The following is a 16,330-nucleotide window of genomic DNA, read 5'->3' on the forward strand; positions in this document are numbered from 1 at the left end:
GCATGTGACTCGACCGCCTCCGAACCTAACTCTTTTGGCTAACTCTTCGCGGGTCGTGCTGGCGTTCTACTATGCTAGCGGGAAATCTGGAGAGGGGCATGCACTATCGCCAAAGGTCGGTGCTGTTCGCGTCGGGCGGTATAACTGTGGCAGATCTCGACAAGCCAGAACTGCTGATTGCCGCGCTTTTGTCGGCCTCGGGCTCGCGGGTTGGCCGCCTATCTGGAACAATTGCACAGGCCACGAGTTAATGGTTCAGTCGGGCGTAAGCGTAATCGGAGCGCGGCGCTCTCCCCATCCCTCGGGTGTCCGAGGTTGCTTCCAGCCTTCGAGCTGTGACGCGGGGTTCGAATCCCTGCCCCGACAACCAAATTCGATATAATCGAGCAAAGCCCGGCAATTTCTCGTCGGGCTTTGCTGCTTGAAAGTCGCGTGGCGCGCTCAGCTTGCCTTTTTCACGTCGGGTATGTCATCGGGCAGCACGTGCATTCCGGCCTCGTGCGCGGCTTCGACAAATGCAGCTCTTGCTGTTTCACCTTCGGTGTAGAATTCCAGTGCTTCGACTGAGCGCATTAACGCATAGTGGAACTTTTCGCCGCCGCGATGATGCCACTTACCGCTTAGCAACATCACCGCCAATTGGTCGACGGTTTCCGCTTTTCGATAACGTCCTGTTCCATCGATCTCGACTTGGAGCGGCTTGCTGTAAGATAGGTATTCATCTCGGAAACCCTTAACATATTCAGTATCACTAAAATGCAAGGCGACTCGTTTGTCTACCTCGAAATATTTCGGAATACAGGGAACAAACTCTGCCGCGCTCACTGCCCCGTCAAATCGGCGCGAACGGGATTCACATCTTCTTTGTCCGGTCGGGATTTCAAGGATCAATGATCGATCGTTCGCCGACGTCTCGCTCATTGCCTCCGTGAGCTTCCGCTCTAACTTGTTCTATATGGTGCCGCGCATTCTTGGATAGGCACTCGAGAGGCCGCTGTCTCCCGCCCTAACGGAGGAGACGCTATGCTCCAATCAAATCTAGGTATCGAACACATTCCCTCCTTCGGGCGATGCCGCCTGTGGATCGGCATCGGCTCGAACCTCATCTTGTGCCCGTCACTTGAAACGCTCCGATATTCCCGTCGAAGCGGATGCGCCTATCAGCTATGTCCATTTCATCGAAAGCGGCATTGCCTCAACGATGACCACGTCACCAATTGGTCGGGGGCCTCGAAGTCGCAACCATCGGCCAGGAAGGCATGAGCGGGATTTGCATCACTCGACCTGGATCAGACGCCGGTGCGAACGTCCGTTCAGATGGCAGGTTCCTCTCTCCGCATTGGCGTTCCCGATCTCAGAGAGGCCGCGAACGCCAGCCCCTTGCTCAAAATCCTCCTCCACTTCACGCCCACGATCATGATGCAAACCGTGGCAACAGCTTCTGCAGCCGACCGCTACACCGTCGATGAACGCGTGGCGCGGTTTATCCTGATGAGCCATGACAGGATCGATGGTGACGAGATCATCGTGCCCACGAACAGGGCGCATACCTGCTTGGAACGCGACGGTCCGGCATCTCCATGGCACTTGCCGTTCTTGAAGGAGACGGAATGATTAGGGCGTCCCGCGCGACCATCGTCGTGCGCAATCGTGACAAGCTAATTGCCAAGGCCGGCGGCAGCTACGGCAATGCCGAGGCCGAATATGCCCGCGTGATCGGCTCCTGACGCACGACCCGCCTCCGGGCGAACGACGCCCGGCGGTTGCATGTGAGCAGGTTAGCATCGAGGCCTACTTGGCCGCAGTCCTTATGGACGAATGGGGGCATCTTTCTGCCCATGGCCAGCGGGACCCGCGAACTCCACTCTTAGGCTTCGAAGGATTTCCTCCCGGGAGTGGCCCTGGGAGCGCAGGTCTACGACCCGTGCCACGAAGCCATGATGATCTGGCGAAATCTTCATCTCATTGCAAGCATCGACGATGATCGCCTGGAGTTGTTCCAGGTCGTCAACGTCGATTGCGAAATCAGAAAGATGGCCCAATTCCACGCCCATTTCAGAGGCAGCGTTTCGACATTTCCGGTGGCCACGAGAGCAACCAGAAGCATGATAGCGCGATTGCGTCCATGATCCAGCGTTATTGGCATTGAGGCGTCAATGTCTCGGCCAATTAAATGTTATCGAGGAACGACGGTTAGAGCGGCGATGCCAGCCGCGTCGGCAGCTCGCAAAAGTGCTTCACGGAATTGCTCTGGAGCGATCCGCCCGCTGATAGCATCGACACAGGCTTTTACAGCAGCCACGTACTCTTCGCCATCATCCGAAGGCCAGTCCCTGATCAGAATACCCGCTGCTTCGCCGAGCGTCCGTACGATCTTGCGTGTTGTCCGATCACGAAGAGCCAGCCCGACCGGCGTAAACACTGACGATGTATTCCAGCACATGCGAACTCTCACCTAAACGAGTAATGCTGCCTCATACCGATCTATAAACGTATATTCGAAAATTCGAAATTGAAGTTTCTGTGACCGATATTGCATCAATCACTTCATTTAAGTAGAACACAAAGAAAAACTTCTAGTTAATCTTGCGGCCAATGCGCCCAGGGAATACAGCTCGTAAACCTAACGCCCTCAAACCCCTTTCCGTGAATGCAAGCTCAGGGCGTGGAGACGCGATGATTTCAGATCACTACGCATTCAGGTGGCACGGACCGGCTAGACACGAGTGCCCTCACGCGAAACCGTGCAAATTAACCCCTACATTAGCATTAGCTTGCATGCGCGAATTACGATGCTACCCTCGCCCAGACCGTGGGGGATTGCGCATGACGATTGAAGAGCTGATTGACATACAGGAAGCGGGCGCAAGGGCGCGGGTGCTCGGTCTAAACGCCAATGAGAACCCCTACCTCTCGCCATACAGGATGCCCACCGGCGATGCCGGTTCTCTCGGAGATTGGCTTGCGCGTCACGACGCATGGAAGTTCGGTTGGGAAGCGGAGGACGCGAGCCGCGAAGGTAAGATTGCTACTCACTTCAAGAAATTGATCTCGATTCACAGACGACGTGCACTCGATGCGTGAGTTTATCGATAACGATGCCTCAGTTGCAATTTGGCTCGAATCCCGGCATCTCCGCCCCGCTGCCGTCGTCCATCGCTGCAACAAATGCCGATGCAGCTCAGGGCGCTCCGACAAAGGTCGTTGAGTGCCCTTTCCAGATAAGCCAGCCATGCTTCCAGCTATCGTCGGGCGCGGAAAAATACATTGCGCTGACATCGAGAAAGTAGTGAAGGAAAACAGCTAGTCGAGTTTTACAGGCTGACCATGAGGCGTCCGTAAATAAGCCTCTTGCCACGCGTGCTCACGTTCGTGAAGCTCTGCCGCAGACACCTTCCCGTCATTAGCCAGCAGCCGTTCCAGCGCGGAAAGGACAGCTCCAAAATAGGCATCCGAGTTATCGGCCGCCCCCCTTGAAGCTGACGCGCTTATCTCCGCGCCAAGCGCCTCAGCCCACAATGTAGAAGAAACCTGCCCGGAGCTGACAAGTAGGTCCGCCATGGCCATCGCCTGCGCATGCCACGGCTCAAGAAACGGCGGCTCCCCGTCGCGCATCCTTAGTCGCTCCGCCGCGTATAGCTCATGCGGACTCAATATAGCTCTCCCAGAGATCGACAAACACTTGGTCCATCGCACGCTCGGCCTCTGGCCATAGCTCGCCAGCTTCGAACATAACTGTATAAAGGTGTTCGGCCTTCGTCACGCCGCGTGTTGATGCGTCGGGAAGCAAATGGCCGCCATGATGCGCGTGAACGACGCCTCTGCGGCTTCGAACATATCCGGGCAGCCTCGTATGGCCGGGCCGCCCCCTCGCCGAACAACGGACTGAATCGCCGGGAGCGAACCTGGGAGGCGTTCCAACTTCCCTGGCATAGCTCTTCGGCACTTTGACATAATCGCGCGACGCTTCGGCAGTGTCAGCGGGATATGCGGGCTGGGGGATGAACGACGACTGTCCAGACCGGACTTCATCGAGCGTCAGATAGCCCTCATCGACCATCTGAGCGGCAAGCGTTGTGATCCACTGGTCAAAATACGGCCGTGTCAGGTAATCCATCGGAACGATCAGCTCGCGGCAGTGCCGGAACCAGTCTATGGACCAGCCCGGCCCAAGGGCAGACGATTGGACGATACCGAACGCACGGGTCTCCCACTCGGCACGGAAAGGCTTGCCATCTTCCTTGTCCGGGACGGAGCCAAAGCCCTCACGGCCGCCTAGGTCATGGACACCGTCCATCAGTTCGTCTCCCCTGACGGATAAAGATCACGCTGTGTGCCGATCATCGAATTGCGCGTCACCAACCCGGCGAGAGCCCCCTCCTCCCAACCCTCGACACCCACGGGCCTTTGCGGGACGACGAGATAGCGGCGTTCGGACGTGGAATCCCAAACGCGCACCTGTGTTTCTGCGCCCAGTTCGACGCCGAACTCCTTGAGCACACCCCTTGGGTCGCGCACCGCGCGTGCCCTGTATTCGTTCGATTTGTACCAGGCGGGCGACATGCCGAGCAGTGAAAATGGATAGCAGGAGCACAATGTGCAGACGATGAGGTTGTGGACCGTCGGCGTGTTCTCGACCGCCTGGAGATGGCCCGTGGCATGTCCGGCGAAGCCGAGTTCGGCGATGGCTGCCGTTCCGTCAGCAAGCAACCTTTCCTTGAAGGCGGGATCGGTCCAGGCGCGGGCGACCACGGCCGCTCCCCGCTTCGGTCCGATTTCGTCGCGGTACATCTCTATCCAAGCGTCTACGGCTGCGGCGTCGAGCAACCTCTTCTCGGTCAGCAAGCTTTCGAGAGCCTTGGTGCGCAGGGCAGGCTCGGACGGAAGGTCGCTGTGGAGCGCGTGGTGAATGTGCGACAGTTTTTTGGAGTCGAACTCCGTCATGGCATCATCCCAGTTTTGGTGTCCGATAGTCTGACCCTCGTCCGGGGTCTCATGACAGGCCGCCGAACCGTCTCAGCGGCCTCTAATATAAGTAACATCAAAACTATTCTTGCGATACTGCTGAGCGCCCCATAGTTCTGCGTCGGCGACGCCTCCGATAATGCGTTTACTGGGCAATTCCGTCCGCATCCTGGTCACCAGCTCGCAGATTGCCAGCCGGATCACCGGTATCGACGATCGACGATGGGCGACGTCGAATTGCATCTGAAGAATGAAGAAGGTCAGAAACATGTACTGAACCTCGCCCAAGGATGAGATGATCTGTTTTGCGAAGCGCAGTTGAAGGAATCGAACCGGAGATCCCTCCCCGGGAATAACTATGTATTGGCAACCGGTGATTTTTCCATTCGTCGGCACACAGCCACTTCCAATCGATCCATTATGCGATCTTCCTGGCCTAAAACGTGAACGCTATGGCAACAATCCAGTCGCTGGCCTCGAAGCGCTCGCCGTGCCAGCGACTGAAGACTCCCGGGCGAAGCGGATGTCGAACGACCGCTACAAACTGATCCTCGGACTTAGGAAATCGATCATTGAAGGAGTTCGAGTAGCGACCTCAGTCTTATGGATAACTTTTCGCGCGTCATGCATGCGTTCTACTATGCTGGCGGGAAATCTGGAGAGGGGCATGCACTATCGCCAAACGTCGGTGCTGTTCGCAGTGCCTGGGCTGATCATCGGAGCTGCCGCAGTAGGCGCGTCGGGCGGTATAACTGTGGCGGATTTTGATAGGCCAGAACTGCTGATTGCCGCGCTTTTTATCGGCCTCGTCATCGGAATGGCCGTCGAGCAGCTCCTACCAACGACGAGAAAACAGGCGCGGCTGGCGAGGAACAGGTCTCGTCCCGAGAAGAAGCGCAGCAATGAGCGCATCCTTTTGCGACCTTGGCGTCCGGTGCCAGCTCCGCAGTTATTGAAACCGGTCCACGCCGTGGATCAACTGCGTATCGTGATGCGCTCGAACTTCACCATTCAGCCATTGCTGAACAAGAGCGAAGCCCGCGTGTTTCGTGAGCTCGACAGCATGGTGATCGGCTGCAATTCCTCTTGGCAGGTCATGGCGCAGGTTTCGTTGGGCGAAATCCTGCGAAGCACTGATGCGGACGCCTACAGTTGCATCAACTCCAAGCGGGTCGACTTGCTGCTCGTCGACAGCAGTTGCCAACCGCGGCACGTGATCGAATATCAGGGTGGAGGACACCATGGAGGAACTGCGGCAGCACGCGATGCCGTGAAGAAAGAGGCACTGCGACGCGCCGGGATCGGCTACCACGAGGTGGTGGCTGGCCACACCACCCCATCGGAACTCAGGCGATTGGTCGAGAAGCTGGTGGATAAACCGGTTGCCAGCTAACGCGCTCCAGTCACTCACCCCTATGCGGCCGAGCCATTTCCATCGGCAGGAACCGCCGCCTCGTCCTGGTGGTATGAAGGCGCAACCGCGATGAACTTCGAATTTCAGGCAGTTCGCGAAAATCTGTTTCCGGCCAGCCACGCAGCCATCGAGGATTGGGAGGCATTCCCCTGGCATCGTGATCGAACCAACCGAATTCAGGCTCATAAGGCACATTCGTCACAAGCCATCGCGATCGACGTGTTGGGCACAATCAAGATGAGCACAGATCGCGACCGCATCTTCGACGCCATCGCTTCAACAATTGGCGTAGCACCGGGCGGTCCATGGGCGATAACACTCGAGTGGACGGATCGTGATCGGCTTTTGGGAGAACCAAGGCCTACGCAAGTCGATGCTCTTGCCGTCGGCTCGAAGGCTGCGCTCGTCATCGAGTGCAAATTCACCGAACCCGGAGGTCAATGTAGCCAGACGGCGGTGTTGCGCTCGGGCGAGCGTCAATGCAACGGAAGCTACACCAACCAAATCAACCCAGGTAACGGCTTGCGCGCGCACTGTGCTCTTACAGGCAAGGGCATTCATTATTGGGAATATATCCCAAAAGTTTTCGGGCTCGATCCGACTGTCGACCATACGCCCTGCCCTTTTAAGGCAGACGGCTATCAGTGGATGCGCAACGCCGTGCTGGCAGCAGCGTTAGGCAAGCACCACAACCTTCAATCGGCCGCCCTCGCAGCCTTTGCCGATCATCCCAGTTTCCCAACGGCGCAGAAGGTGAAGCAAGGCCTGATGGATCCACGTCTAAGTGGCCAAGCTGCCATCACACCCATTTCCTACCAGCAGATCATTGCGATCGCTTGTCACGTCGGCCTCGACCAGGAACTTTGGAACGACCTTTCTGAATGGGTCGGTCGAAAGATCGCAATGGCTGCCTTACGAAGATCGGTTTTCCAAGAGGTTTGAAATGAATACTGATATATGGGATCGAGCCTTCTATGACGACGGCGAATGGGTTTCCTGGTCGGATGTGGAAGAACAGCTCCGATATCAGGAATGGCGCGCCAAATATCCGAATGCGATCAGGTCTTTGATCCCCTACTTTGAGGAGCTCCTGTCGCTGGCAGAAAGCTACCACCTTGAGACAGGTCGTCATCTCAATGTGTACGGAGACATTGGGGAACTCTTCGGCGCCATCACCTACGGAATAAAGCTGAACAAGAGCTACGCGCAGGGCGCCGATGGCCGGCTTGGTAACGATCATGTCGAGATCAAAACCATCACGCCGTTCAAATCCAACGACGAGGTTTTCGTGAAGGTATCTGGCAACTTCAGCAAACTCCTGGTCGTGAAAATCAACGCCGACTTCGAAGTCTCATCCCGGATGGTTGATCGCAAGAAGCTGCCCAAGACGACGAAACCTCTCCTGAAGATAAAGTGGGACGATCTGCCTCACGCCAAATGACGGCTTTGTCGGAAACGCAGACGGGGCCATGTGGGCATTTCTTGGTATCGCCTCAAGTTGGAATGGTAGTGAGCGCCTCCGTGGCTAACGATGCATATCGATATCGTGAGAATAGGTCAGCAAAAGGCTGAAAACTAAAAGAACAAGGCCGCGTCACGTCTAGGCCGATACAGCCCTAAAGCAGCGTTAACGATGAATTAAAATGCAATTTGACGTGGAGTGGAATTCTGCGATGCTTCCCTCGGGCAACTGAGGGGTTATCCGTGAAAACGTATCTACTAGCTCGACGCTTCGGCGCCGTGGCAATTTCGCTTGCGTTGGCGAGCTGTACGACGACACCGGCCGAGTTCAACAACAAGCCATCGGCCGTCAGCAAAGCCGCACTTTGCAAGACGGCCTTGGAGACGCAAGATCCAGCGTTTCAATTCCAACTCGTGTCGGAAGTGAACCGTCGCGGGATGAGTCTGTTGGAATGCCAGCAAATGGTTGCTCAGCAACAGCAAGCCGCCGCTGTCCTTGTTGGGCTCGCGTTGGTCGGGACGGCTGCTGCTGTCTGTGCAAACGGCAACTGTGGGGGTGGTTATGCGCCATACAGGCGCTACCCCGGCAACTGCTATTCCTATTATGACCGTGCTGCAGACGGGAGCTTATGCGGAAACAGAAGTGCCATGTCGCGTCCGGGAGGTTGGTAATGTGGAGAGTGATGGCGATGTTGTGTGCGAGCGCCCTGCTGGTGCCAAGTCTCTCAGGGCTGACCTTCGCGCAGAGCTTCGGCGGCAATTCCTGCGTCCACAATTGCGAGGGGCACAGGGCCGGCTATGAGTGGGCGGAGGACAATGGCATTCAAAGCGAGGATGAATGTTCGGGCAACTCATCATCTTTTGAAGAAGAATGTAGGACTTATGTCGAGGAGCCGGACCGCGGCCGCCAATACGACGACGAGGGAAATGTGATTGACGAGTAGCACATGATGGCTCGCCGCGTTTGCATATTTCTGGTCGCCTCCTCCTCGGTTACTGCGCTTATTTTTACCCCGCACCTCCTATGGAGCATACAGTAATAGAGTATGACCCTTGCTGCGGGGCCGCAACACGAAACCAATGCCGGCGGAGACACTATGATAACCACCGACACCGCAACCCTACTCGAAGACGCTGCCAGTCGGATCGCGGACGTCTCCCGGCCTGACTTGCAGATCATGCTTCGCCGCGCCGCGCTGATGTTGCGCAACTCCGGGTCAATCGCCTTCGACGATGATATCGAAGAAGCCCTGCGGGACCTCTCAGGAGAATTAGGCAAGACGCGCAACGATATGGTTCGGTTCATAGTCCGGGAGTGGATGCAGAAGAACACATATCTGCCGGTGCACGAGCTGGACGAAGAGGGCGAAGTCGACGGGACAGCTTGAATGACCGAAGATTGGGTCCCAAAGCACCCGCGTGCCGACGATGATAATGCCTTTGCAGCGATGTGTGCGGCCGACCCCGGTTGCGACAAGGTAATCGAGATGTCCAGCGCGCCACGTCATAGGTGTATGCCGGTAGGTACCCATTGACGATGAGGCGCCAGTCCACCATCGGCGGCGACGTCGCCTGCCCTCAAGAACCTCGCGGACAAAAGGGAGACCGTCCACGACGAATTCTCACAGCTACCTGTCTTTGATTTTTCAACGCGCGGCGCGACGCCCATCGACTGGCCGACCGGATTTGAGTCCAGCCTTGGATCGGATCGACTGCATGTTGCTTTTCCTTGATGCTCTCCGGAAGAAAAGGAAGGCCACTAGAATGAGGAATATAGCGACGAGGTAACCGGAGCTGCCTCCACTCCTGCTCCCGCTTCGGTTTTCGACGGGGGTGGCGGGAGCTTGCAGCGACACTTGCGACGAAAGACTCACCGGCTCGGAAGAAAGGACGTCGGGCTTTCGATCGACCGAAGGTACGACAGGTGCCGCAACCACATCCGCCGGCGCCGCGGCAGGCTGCGCATCGGCATCCGAACTCGGAAATAGCGCCTTCAGCGAATCCTGGGTCACCACGCCGGAAGGCGCCAGCTGATGGGCACGCTGAAAACCCTTGAGTGCGGTGACGGATTTCGATCCCCAGATCCCGTCTGGCGTGCCGGCGTCGAAACCCTGATCCGCAAGCGCCTTCTGGACGTCGCGAACCGGCCTGATTTCGGCGTGGGCCCGTCCTGTCGAGATCGCGCAAAAAACGCACGCCATCGCCAATGCCGAGAACTTCACATGGATCCTCATGTCACTCATCCCCTGAGGAGAATGACTATACATCGCTGGGTTGCTAGGCCAATACTCCAGACCTGCCCTCAACACGGGTCACAACGACTTTTCTATCCAACTGGCACAAAGTCCAAAAAAAGTCGGTATCAACTACGGCGTTTAGATTTAGAAATCAGCAACCAGTCTGTGCTATTACTTAGTTGCTCCTCAGGACGACACAAGTGAAATTGGACATCGCGCCGATCTTCCGGCCTTATCTCGATGAAGCCATTGCGCGCTTCTCCTATCTGCATCCCGAGGTGGCCGTCATCGCCACGGGGGGCGGCGTCGAGGTGAATAGCTCCGACCTCGATCTGATCGCTGCATTCCGGCACACGCTTTATCGCCAGAAGATCCATGGTGAGACCGATCTCCTTCGCCGGGCAGTCATCGAAAGACTGCTGCGATGACGGTGATGCCGCTGAAGTTCCGGCCGTTGGGCGCGGAAGGCTTCATCTTCTGCGACGATGCCGGCGGGTTCTTTCGTTCCGACGAGACCTTCCTCGATCGCTACGTCGAGGACAGGCTGGCGCCTGGCGATGAGGTTTTTCTCAAGATAAACGGGCATGCTTTCGAAAATAGCGGCGACCTCGCTTACAATGCTTTTGCCTACCGATGGGCCAGGCGTCTGCACGCCCCCGCCGAGCTCGACTACGTCATTCTCGTGCCCACACTCCGCTGCAATCTCTCCTGCGCCTATTGCCAGGTCAGCCGTGTCAACGAAAACGCCCCCGGACATGATTGGGATGCGGCAACGCTCAATGCCGTCCTCGGCTTCCTCGACGGGCTCTCGACGAGGACGATCAAGATCGAATTCCAGGGCGGCGAGCCCCTCCTTCGGCTGGACGTTCTAAAGGAAGTCCGCGCCTTCGCGCGCCAGCGCTTCGAGAAGGCGCAATTCGTCGTCTGTACCAATTTTCAGGAGGTGAGCGAGGAGGCCTGGGATTTCCTGTCGGCGCAAGATACCTCCATTAGCACCTCGCTCGATCCCACTCTCGACCTGCACCAACGTCACCGGACCGAAAGCACTGCGACGACGCAGCGGTTCCTGCGGAACCTGACGCGTGCGACGGACGCCTGGCCCGAGCGGATATCAGCACTACCAACCTTCGACCTCGATGCCCTGCCCGATCCCTGCGACGTCATCGACCTTTACTCGTCCTTTGGCTTCCGGTCGATCTATCTGCGCCCTGTCAATCATCAGGGCTTTGCCCGAAAACGCTTCCGGACAAAAGATGTCGCCGGCCGCTGGAGCGACTATGTCCGACGGTTCATCATGACTCTCATCGAACATAATGCGACATCAGAGCGGACGATGGAGGAGTTCTACTTCTCCCATTGTCTGCGGCGAGTCGTGCGCGGCGGTCATGACAACCATGTCGACCTCAGGAACCCCAACATCGTCGGCATAAGTTATTTGGTGATTGACCACGACGGTTCGTTCTACCCGACCGACGAGGCGCGCATGATCAGCCGGCTCGGCCAGATCGATCTCAGCATGGGCGACGTCCGCGCGGGACTGGATCGGACAATCGTCGATGCGCTGAATATGGAGGCACTCAATCTCTTCGACGCAGACTGCGTGCACTGTCCCTATCAGGCTTTCTGTGGCGTCGACCTTATCGACGAACTTTCCAGATATGGGCGGATCGACCTGCCCCGCCATCTAACCGACTTCTGCCAGCGGCACACGGCGATCTTCGATCTCGTCTTCGAGCTGCTTTTTTCCGACGACCCGAAGGTGCAAAGATCGATCGCACTATGGTCGGGCCTGGAGGAGATTGATCCCCTATTGAAGAAGGTCCACTCATGATCGACCTGCGCATCAAGATCGAGCCGCTTCCGATCGTGGATCCTCTCATCGTCAGACTGCGGAACGACGCCGACGATCTCGGGCCGAATGACGCTGTCCTGATCGGGGCCGATGGAGCTCGGCGGGAATACGACTTCCAGGGCTTCTCGCTTACTCTCCATACGAAGGACGGTGTTGCGCTCGATAACGACGTCATCGTGGTCCTGCCGGGACAGACCAGCGCCCGGCGGCTGATCAGGGCGGATTCGCAGCACAACACGTTTCTGATCACCGAGCAGTGCGACCAGCTGTGCCTCATGTGCTCGCAGCCCCCGAAGAAGAACCATGTCGATCTGTTTGCGGAATTGGAGACCGCCGCCTCGCTCGCGCCCGCGAATGCCTATATCGGCCTCTCCGGCGGCGAGCCTCTCCTCCATAAGGACAAGCTCTTCGCCATGCTGCTGTCGCTGTCGAAGGTCCGGCCTGACCTGAAATTTCATATCCTGTCGAACGGCCAGCATCTCGACGAAGTGGACATCGCCAAGCTTCAAGAGATCGGCGTCGAGCGCATCCTCTGGGGTATTCCTCTCTATGCGGCCGATGCTCAACTCCACGACGCGATCGTCAAGAAGGCAGGCGCTTATGACCGACTGCTCCAATCCTTCGCTATCCTGTTCGAGGCAGGTGCCGCCATCGAGCTTCGAACGGTCGTCATGCAGCAAAACTATTGGAAACTGCCCGCACTGGCCGGCTTCGTCGCCACGGCCCTCCCCTTCGTCGAACGCTGGGCGATCATGCAGCTTGAAAATATCGGCTTCGGCCGCATGAACTGGGATATGAGCTTCAAGGACACGTCCTTGGATTTCAGCAATGTCGCGCGCGCCATTAATATCGCGACCGCGGGAGACGTGCCCGTCCAGCTCTATAATTTCCCCCTCTGCTCGGTCCCGGCACGCTACCGCCATCTCGCGGCGGCGTCGATCTCCGACTGGAAGAACAGGCAAGAGCCCTTTTGTATAGACTGCTCCGCACGGCAGCGATGCGGAGGCTTCTTCGAATGGTATGATCACAGGAAAGGTTTCAGGGGGCTGGGGCCAATATGAAACGACGCGTATTTCTCATTCCGTCGCTGTTGGCGGCAGGATTCCTGCCGGTAAAGACCGACGCCATGCCGCTTGCTCCGATCGCCAAGAAAGCAGATCCGCATTCGATTCTCGAGCGGCTGAAGATCAAGCATCTCTATTCGCTGGCCGGCCACCGCTCCCATTCGAGCCACAGTTCGCACAGCTCCCACTCAAGCCACCGGTCGAGTGGAGGCGGCGGTTACCTGCCGAGCACGACCTATAGCAGCCCCTCCTACAGTGAACCGTCGCCACCGCCACCGCCGCCGCCTCGCTATAACGCGCCAACCGATTCCCCACCGGCTGCTCTGATTGCACCGACGCCCGCTCCTGCGCCTGCCGCTCCGCAGCAGATGGCGCCCGCGAAAACGCTTCCCGGAAACTCGAACAAGTTCAGACAGATCATCATCCAGGTGCAGTCGGGATTGACCGCCTACGGTTACTACGCTGGCTCCCTGACTGGCGTCGTCGACGAGGATACGCGCGCGGCGCTGAGCCAGATGCAGAAGGACAACAATCTCAAGGTAACCGGCACGATAACGACGGAGGTCTTGAACGCATTCGGGATTGCAGCACAATAGTAACTGGAAATCCGTCCGCCCTCTACGCAGCGCTTAGAGTCGGTCAGCTTAAGCTGAATCGCAACGGGATTCCCTTTTTGCTTCGGTTGTGATTCAACATCATTGCTGGTGGGAAGGCCAGCAACGATGGCGCGACCTCTTTCCGTGGATTTACGCAAGCGCATTGCCGACGCGCTTGCCGAGGGCATGACAGTGCGGGCGGCCGCCTTGCGCTTTGGGGTATCGGCGGCGACGGCAGTGCGGATCGGTCAGCTTGACCGATCCGGGCGTGGTTTGGCGCCGGCCAAGATGGGTGGGCATGTCAAACCCATGCTGTGTGGCGCGGCGGCCGATGAGGTTCACCGCCGCCTGGCGGCCAAAGCCGATTGGACGGTGCGGGCGCCTATGTCAACTTCGTATCGTGATGCGCTCGAAGTTCCCCATCCAGCCATTGCTGAACAAAAGCAAGCCGGGGTGTTTCAGGAACTCGACAGTGTCGTGATCGGCTGCAATTCGTCCTGGCAGGTGATGGCTCAGGTTTCCTTAGGCGAGATCCTGCGAAGTGCCGACCCAGACGCCTACAGTTGCATCGATTCCAAACGTGTCGACTTGCTCCTCGTCGACGGCAATCGCCAGCCGCGGCACGTCATCGAATACCAGGGCGGAGCGCACCATCAAGGAGCCGCGGCCGCGCGCGACGCCGTCAAGAAGGACGCGCTGCGACGCGCCGGGATCGGCTATTACGAGGTGGTGGCGAGGCGTGGGATGCACGACGGTGCGAAGCATCCGACCGCCACATCCAACTCCAGCAGATCGGCGCCAACTCAACTCCCTGACCTCTGCAACGCGTATAAGTCGTTTTTAAGCGGAGGGCAAATATGCATTCTTCATGCCCCTTTGAGGAAAGGCATCCCACGGGATCTCCATGAGATCGTCGACAGCGTGCAGGCTGGACGAAAACGCGCGCGCATAGCAGGACCAACGTCTCTTCAGAGGCCATCTTTATGACTAACACGAATGGGCAAGGCACACCACCGACATTCAATATCCGTTCGACCAATCCCGGACGAACATTCGGCATTAAGGAATGGTCGCGCGAGGAACTCGACGCGATCAGGGCGTCCTACAAGGCGCAGCATCCCACCGCATGGCGCACCTATCTCGAATACGAGGCCGAGAAGGGCTTCATCACCAATGCGATGAACACGCACCTCATGGCGCACATCGAAAACCTGTTCCCCGGCCTCCATCAGAAACATTACCGCGCCGGGGCAATGGATTTCCGCTTCGCCAACTACGAGGCATTGCAATTTCCCACGTGGAAGCCCGAGAACCGCGAGCTGCGGCGCGAGAAAATTCGGGCCTATCTCGACGAGATGCACAACCAGCACCAGTCGGCGACGGTGAATGGTGATCTGGAATTCAGCGATGCGCAGGTCGATCAATTGATTACTCACCTGCAAACACATCTGCCGGAACTTTGGGCGCGATATTGCGAACTCCAGAACGAGATCGGCTTTGTCGACCGCCAGACAAGTCTCGAAATCAAGCGGCAGGTGTCGACACTTTTCCCAAGACCTGAAGACATCAGCCCCTCCGTGGTCGACATCGTCCTCTTCGACGAAGCCAATCGCCGCTACCACTTCGAAATGGCAAAGCCCGAAAATCAAAGAAGGGTGTCACAGCTGGTAAGGGAGCAGATGACGGCGGAAGACCAGGACGATATTCCCTTCGATGAATGGTACCGCGCCTTTAAGGCACGGAAAGACAACGAGACCGAGTGAGATCAATCGCAGAGCAGGCCGAACTGAAGCTGAAGATCAAAGACGTCTGCCAGACACGGGTGTGCTACGGCTATAGGCGTGTGCATGTCCTGATCAAGCGTGACGGCTGGCCCGTCAACCCGAAGCGAATCTATCGCCTTAGAAGGAGATGGACCTGCAACTCCGCAACAAGGTACCCAAGCGTCGGGTCAAGGCGAAGCTTCGGGCCGACCGCACGGAAGCAACCCAGTCCAACCATGTGTGGGCCATGGACTTTGTCCATGACCAGTTGGCCACCGGGCGCAAGATCCGGTGCTGACGGTGGTCGATACCTTCTCGCGCTTCTCGCCAGCAGTCGATGCACGCTTCAACTACAAAGGCGAGGACGTGGTCCAAACGCTCGAACGAGTATGCCGGCAAGTCGGGTATCCGGCGTCCATTCGTGTCGATAATGGCAGTGAATTCATCTCCCGAGATCTTGATCTGCGGGCCTATTACAAGGGTGTCGTGCTCGACTTCTCCCGTCCCGGCAAGCCGACGGACAACAGCTAGAAGTTCCGGGCTGAGTGCCTGAACGCTCACTGGTTCATGAGCCTTGACGACGCGCGCTTGAAGATGGAGGATTGGCGTAGACTATAACGAGTTCCGGCCACACAGCGCGATCGGCAACAAGGTGCCGATTTCGCTCATGAACGGCTCATCGGCACCCCGCCGAGCTGAGCCTTAACCCCGGAAAATTCCAGCTCTCGCTGGCCCAAAATCGGGTAGCACTTCACCCTGGCTTGTATGCGTTTCGGTGGCGGCGGCACCGGCGTCATGGTGCCGCAGAGCAGCGTCGCACGAGCGATCGTAACCGAAATCGGCGGAGAAGGCTTCAACCTGGCTCCGTGCGCAGCATATGGAGCGGTCGCAAGGCGACGTGGGAAGCCCGCTCTGTCCTGCAGTCACACTCTTGCGGAACCCGCCGGGGCGGAGACGGGCCTTATAAATGAACCTGAA

19 protein-coding genes and 2 pseudogenes are annotated in these 16,330 nt (G+C 57.7%); 14 read left to right on the forward strand and 7 right to left on the reverse strand.

Features of this window, described 5'->3' with window-relative positions:
- Positions 1-441: 441 nt before the first annotated feature.
- Positions 442-921 carry a DUF982 domain-containing protein gene (locus HJC04_RS00660; protein ID WP_311043770.1) on the reverse strand — a complete coding sequence of 160 codons (480 nt, stop codon included), beginning with the start codon at positions 919-921 and terminating at the stop codon, positions 442-444.
- 396 nt (positions 922-1,317) lie between these two features.
- Here HJC04_RS00660 and HJC04_RS00665 point away from each other — a divergent pair, with 396 nt between their 5' ends.
- A complete protein-coding gene (locus HJC04_RS00665) occupies positions 1,318-1,614 on the forward strand; it encodes a hypothetical protein (RefSeq protein ID WP_221123738.1) in 297 nt (98 codons plus the stop codon).
- Positions 1,615-2,176: 562 nt separating this feature from the next.
- On the opposite strand, the gene HJC04_RS00670 is transcribed toward HJC04_RS00665, so the two are convergent.
- Positions 2,177-2,443 carry a DUF982 domain-containing protein gene (locus HJC04_RS00670; protein WP_221123737.1) on the reverse strand — a complete coding sequence of 89 codons (267 nt, stop codon included), beginning with the start codon at positions 2,441-2,443 and terminating at the stop codon, positions 2,177-2,179.
- Between the two features lie 383 nt (positions 2,444-2,826).
- Between HJC04_RS00670 and HJC04_RS00675 the strand changes: the two genes are divergently transcribed.
- Complete coding sequence (locus tag HJC04_RS00675; RefSeq protein ID WP_221123736.1) at positions 2,827-3,084, forward strand: CrpP-related protein; 258 nt, start codon at positions 2,827-2,829, stop codon at positions 3,082-3,084.
- Positions 3,085-3,303: 219 nt separating this feature from the next.
- Here HJC04_RS00675 and HJC04_RS32150 read toward each other — a convergent pair whose 3' ends face one another.
- The 4 genes from HJC04_RS32150 to HJC04_RS00695 all read right to left on the reverse strand — a co-directional run bounded on the left by HJC04_RS32150 (position 3,304) and on the right by HJC04_RS00695 (position 5,235).
- Positions 3,304-3,615, reverse strand: a complete 312-nt coding sequence (locus tag HJC04_RS32150; RefSeq protein ID WP_221123735.1) for a nitrile hydratase accessory protein — start codon at positions 3,613-3,615, stop codon at positions 3,304-3,306.
- 25 nt (positions 3,616-3,640) lie between these two features.
- The gene (gene nthB / locus HJC04_RS00685; protein ID WP_221123734.1) at positions 3,641-4,297 is read right to left on the reverse strand and encodes a nitrile hydratase subunit beta; all 657 of its coding nucleotides are present in this window, start codon (positions 4,295-4,297) and stop codon (positions 3,641-3,643) included.
- The gene (gene nthA / locus HJC04_RS00690) at positions 4,297-4,944 is read right to left on the reverse strand and encodes a nitrile hydratase subunit alpha (RefSeq protein WP_221123733.1); all 648 of its coding nucleotides are present in this window, start codon (positions 4,942-4,944) and stop codon (positions 4,297-4,299) included. Before nthA ends, nthB begins: the two co-directional genes overlap by 1 nt.
- A 72-nt stretch (positions 4,945-5,016) precedes the next feature.
- Positions 5,017-5,235: a hypothetical protein gene (locus HJC04_RS00695; RefSeq protein WP_221123732.1), complete on the reverse strand. Its 219-nt coding sequence runs from the start codon at positions 5,233-5,235 to the stop codon at positions 5,017-5,019.
- Between the two features lie 397 nt (positions 5,236-5,632).
- Here HJC04_RS00695 and HJC04_RS00700 point away from each other — a divergent pair, with 397 nt between their 5' ends.
- From HJC04_RS00700 to HJC04_RS00720, 5 genes are all read left to right on the forward strand, one after another.
- Complete coding sequence (locus HJC04_RS00700) at positions 5,633-6,358, forward strand: DUF2726 domain-containing protein (RefSeq protein ID WP_221123741.1); 726 nt, start codon at positions 5,633-5,635, stop codon at positions 6,356-6,358.
- A 90-nt stretch (positions 6,359-6,448) separates the two neighbouring features.
- Positions 6,449-7,321 (forward strand): PGN_0703 family putative restriction endonuclease, encoded by an 873-nt coding sequence (locus HJC04_RS00705; protein ID WP_221123731.1) that lies wholly within the window; start codon positions 6,449-6,451, stop codon positions 7,319-7,321.
- 1 nt (position 7,322) lies between these two features.
- A complete protein-coding gene (locus tag HJC04_RS00710; RefSeq protein ID WP_221123730.1) occupies positions 7,323-7,820 on the forward strand; it encodes a hypothetical protein in 498 nt (165 codons plus the stop codon).
- A 691-nt stretch (positions 7,821-8,511) separates the two neighbouring features.
- Complete coding sequence (locus HJC04_RS00715) at positions 8,512-8,784, forward strand: hypothetical protein (protein WP_221123729.1); 273 nt, start codon at positions 8,512-8,514, stop codon at positions 8,782-8,784.
- Between the two features lie 153 nt (positions 8,785-8,937).
- Entirely contained in the window at positions 8,938-9,228 is a 291-nt protein-coding gene (locus tag HJC04_RS00720) for a CopG family transcriptional regulator (protein ID WP_221123728.1), read from the forward strand.
- Positions 9,229-9,486: 258 nt separating this feature from the next.
- On the opposite strand, the gene HJC04_RS00725 is transcribed toward HJC04_RS00720, so the two are convergent.
- A complete protein-coding gene (locus HJC04_RS00725; protein ID WP_221123727.1) occupies positions 9,487-10,074 on the reverse strand; it encodes a peptidoglycan-binding protein in 588 nt (195 codons plus the stop codon).
- A gap of 203 nt (positions 10,075-10,277) precedes the next feature.
- Between HJC04_RS00725 and HJC04_RS00730 the strand changes: the two genes are divergently transcribed.
- The 7 genes and pseudogenes from HJC04_RS00730 to HJC04_RS00765 form a co-directional block, all read left to right on the forward strand.
- A complete protein-coding gene (locus HJC04_RS00730; RefSeq protein ID WP_221123726.1) occupies positions 10,278-10,505 on the forward strand; it encodes a hypothetical protein in 228 nt (75 codons plus the stop codon).
- Positions 10,502-11,908 carry a His-Xaa-Ser system radical SAM maturase HxsB gene (gene hxsB / locus HJC04_RS00735; protein ID WP_221123725.1) on the forward strand — a complete coding sequence of 469 codons (1,407 nt, stop codon included), beginning with the start codon at positions 10,502-10,504 and terminating at the stop codon, positions 11,906-11,908. Before HJC04_RS00730 ends, hxsB begins: the two co-directional genes overlap by 4 nt.
- Entirely contained in the window at positions 11,905-12,990 is a 1,086-nt protein-coding gene (hxsC, locus tag HJC04_RS00740) for a His-Xaa-Ser system radical SAM maturase HxsC (protein WP_221123724.1), read from the forward strand. The genes hxsB and hxsC overlap by 4 nt, the downstream gene beginning before the upstream one ends.
- Complete coding sequence (gene hxsA / locus HJC04_RS00745) at positions 12,987-13,589, forward strand: His-Xaa-Ser repeat protein HxsA (RefSeq protein WP_221123723.1); 603 nt, start codon at positions 12,987-12,989, stop codon at positions 13,587-13,589. The genes hxsC and hxsA overlap by 4 nt, the downstream gene beginning before the upstream one ends.
- A 388-nt stretch (positions 13,590-13,977) precedes the next feature.
- Positions 13,978-14,324 (forward strand): annotated as a pseudogene (locus tag HJC04_RS00755) (DUF2726 domain-containing protein); the annotation flags it as partial.
- A 248-nt stretch (positions 14,325-14,572) separates the two neighbouring features.
- Entirely contained in the window at positions 14,573-15,352 is a 780-nt protein-coding gene (locus HJC04_RS00760; protein ID WP_221144608.1) for a hypothetical protein, read from the forward strand.
- A gap of 8 nt (positions 15,353-15,360) precedes the next feature.
- Positions 15,361-16,058, forward strand: a pseudogene (locus tag HJC04_RS00765) (IS3 family transposase); the annotation flags it as partial.
- Positions 16,059-16,330: the final 272 nt, after the last annotated feature.

This window comes from Rhizobium sp. NLR8a, assembly GCF_019685235.1.
Taxonomy (GTDB): Bacteria; Pseudomonadota; Alphaproteobacteria; order Rhizobiales; family Rhizobiaceae; genus Rhizobium.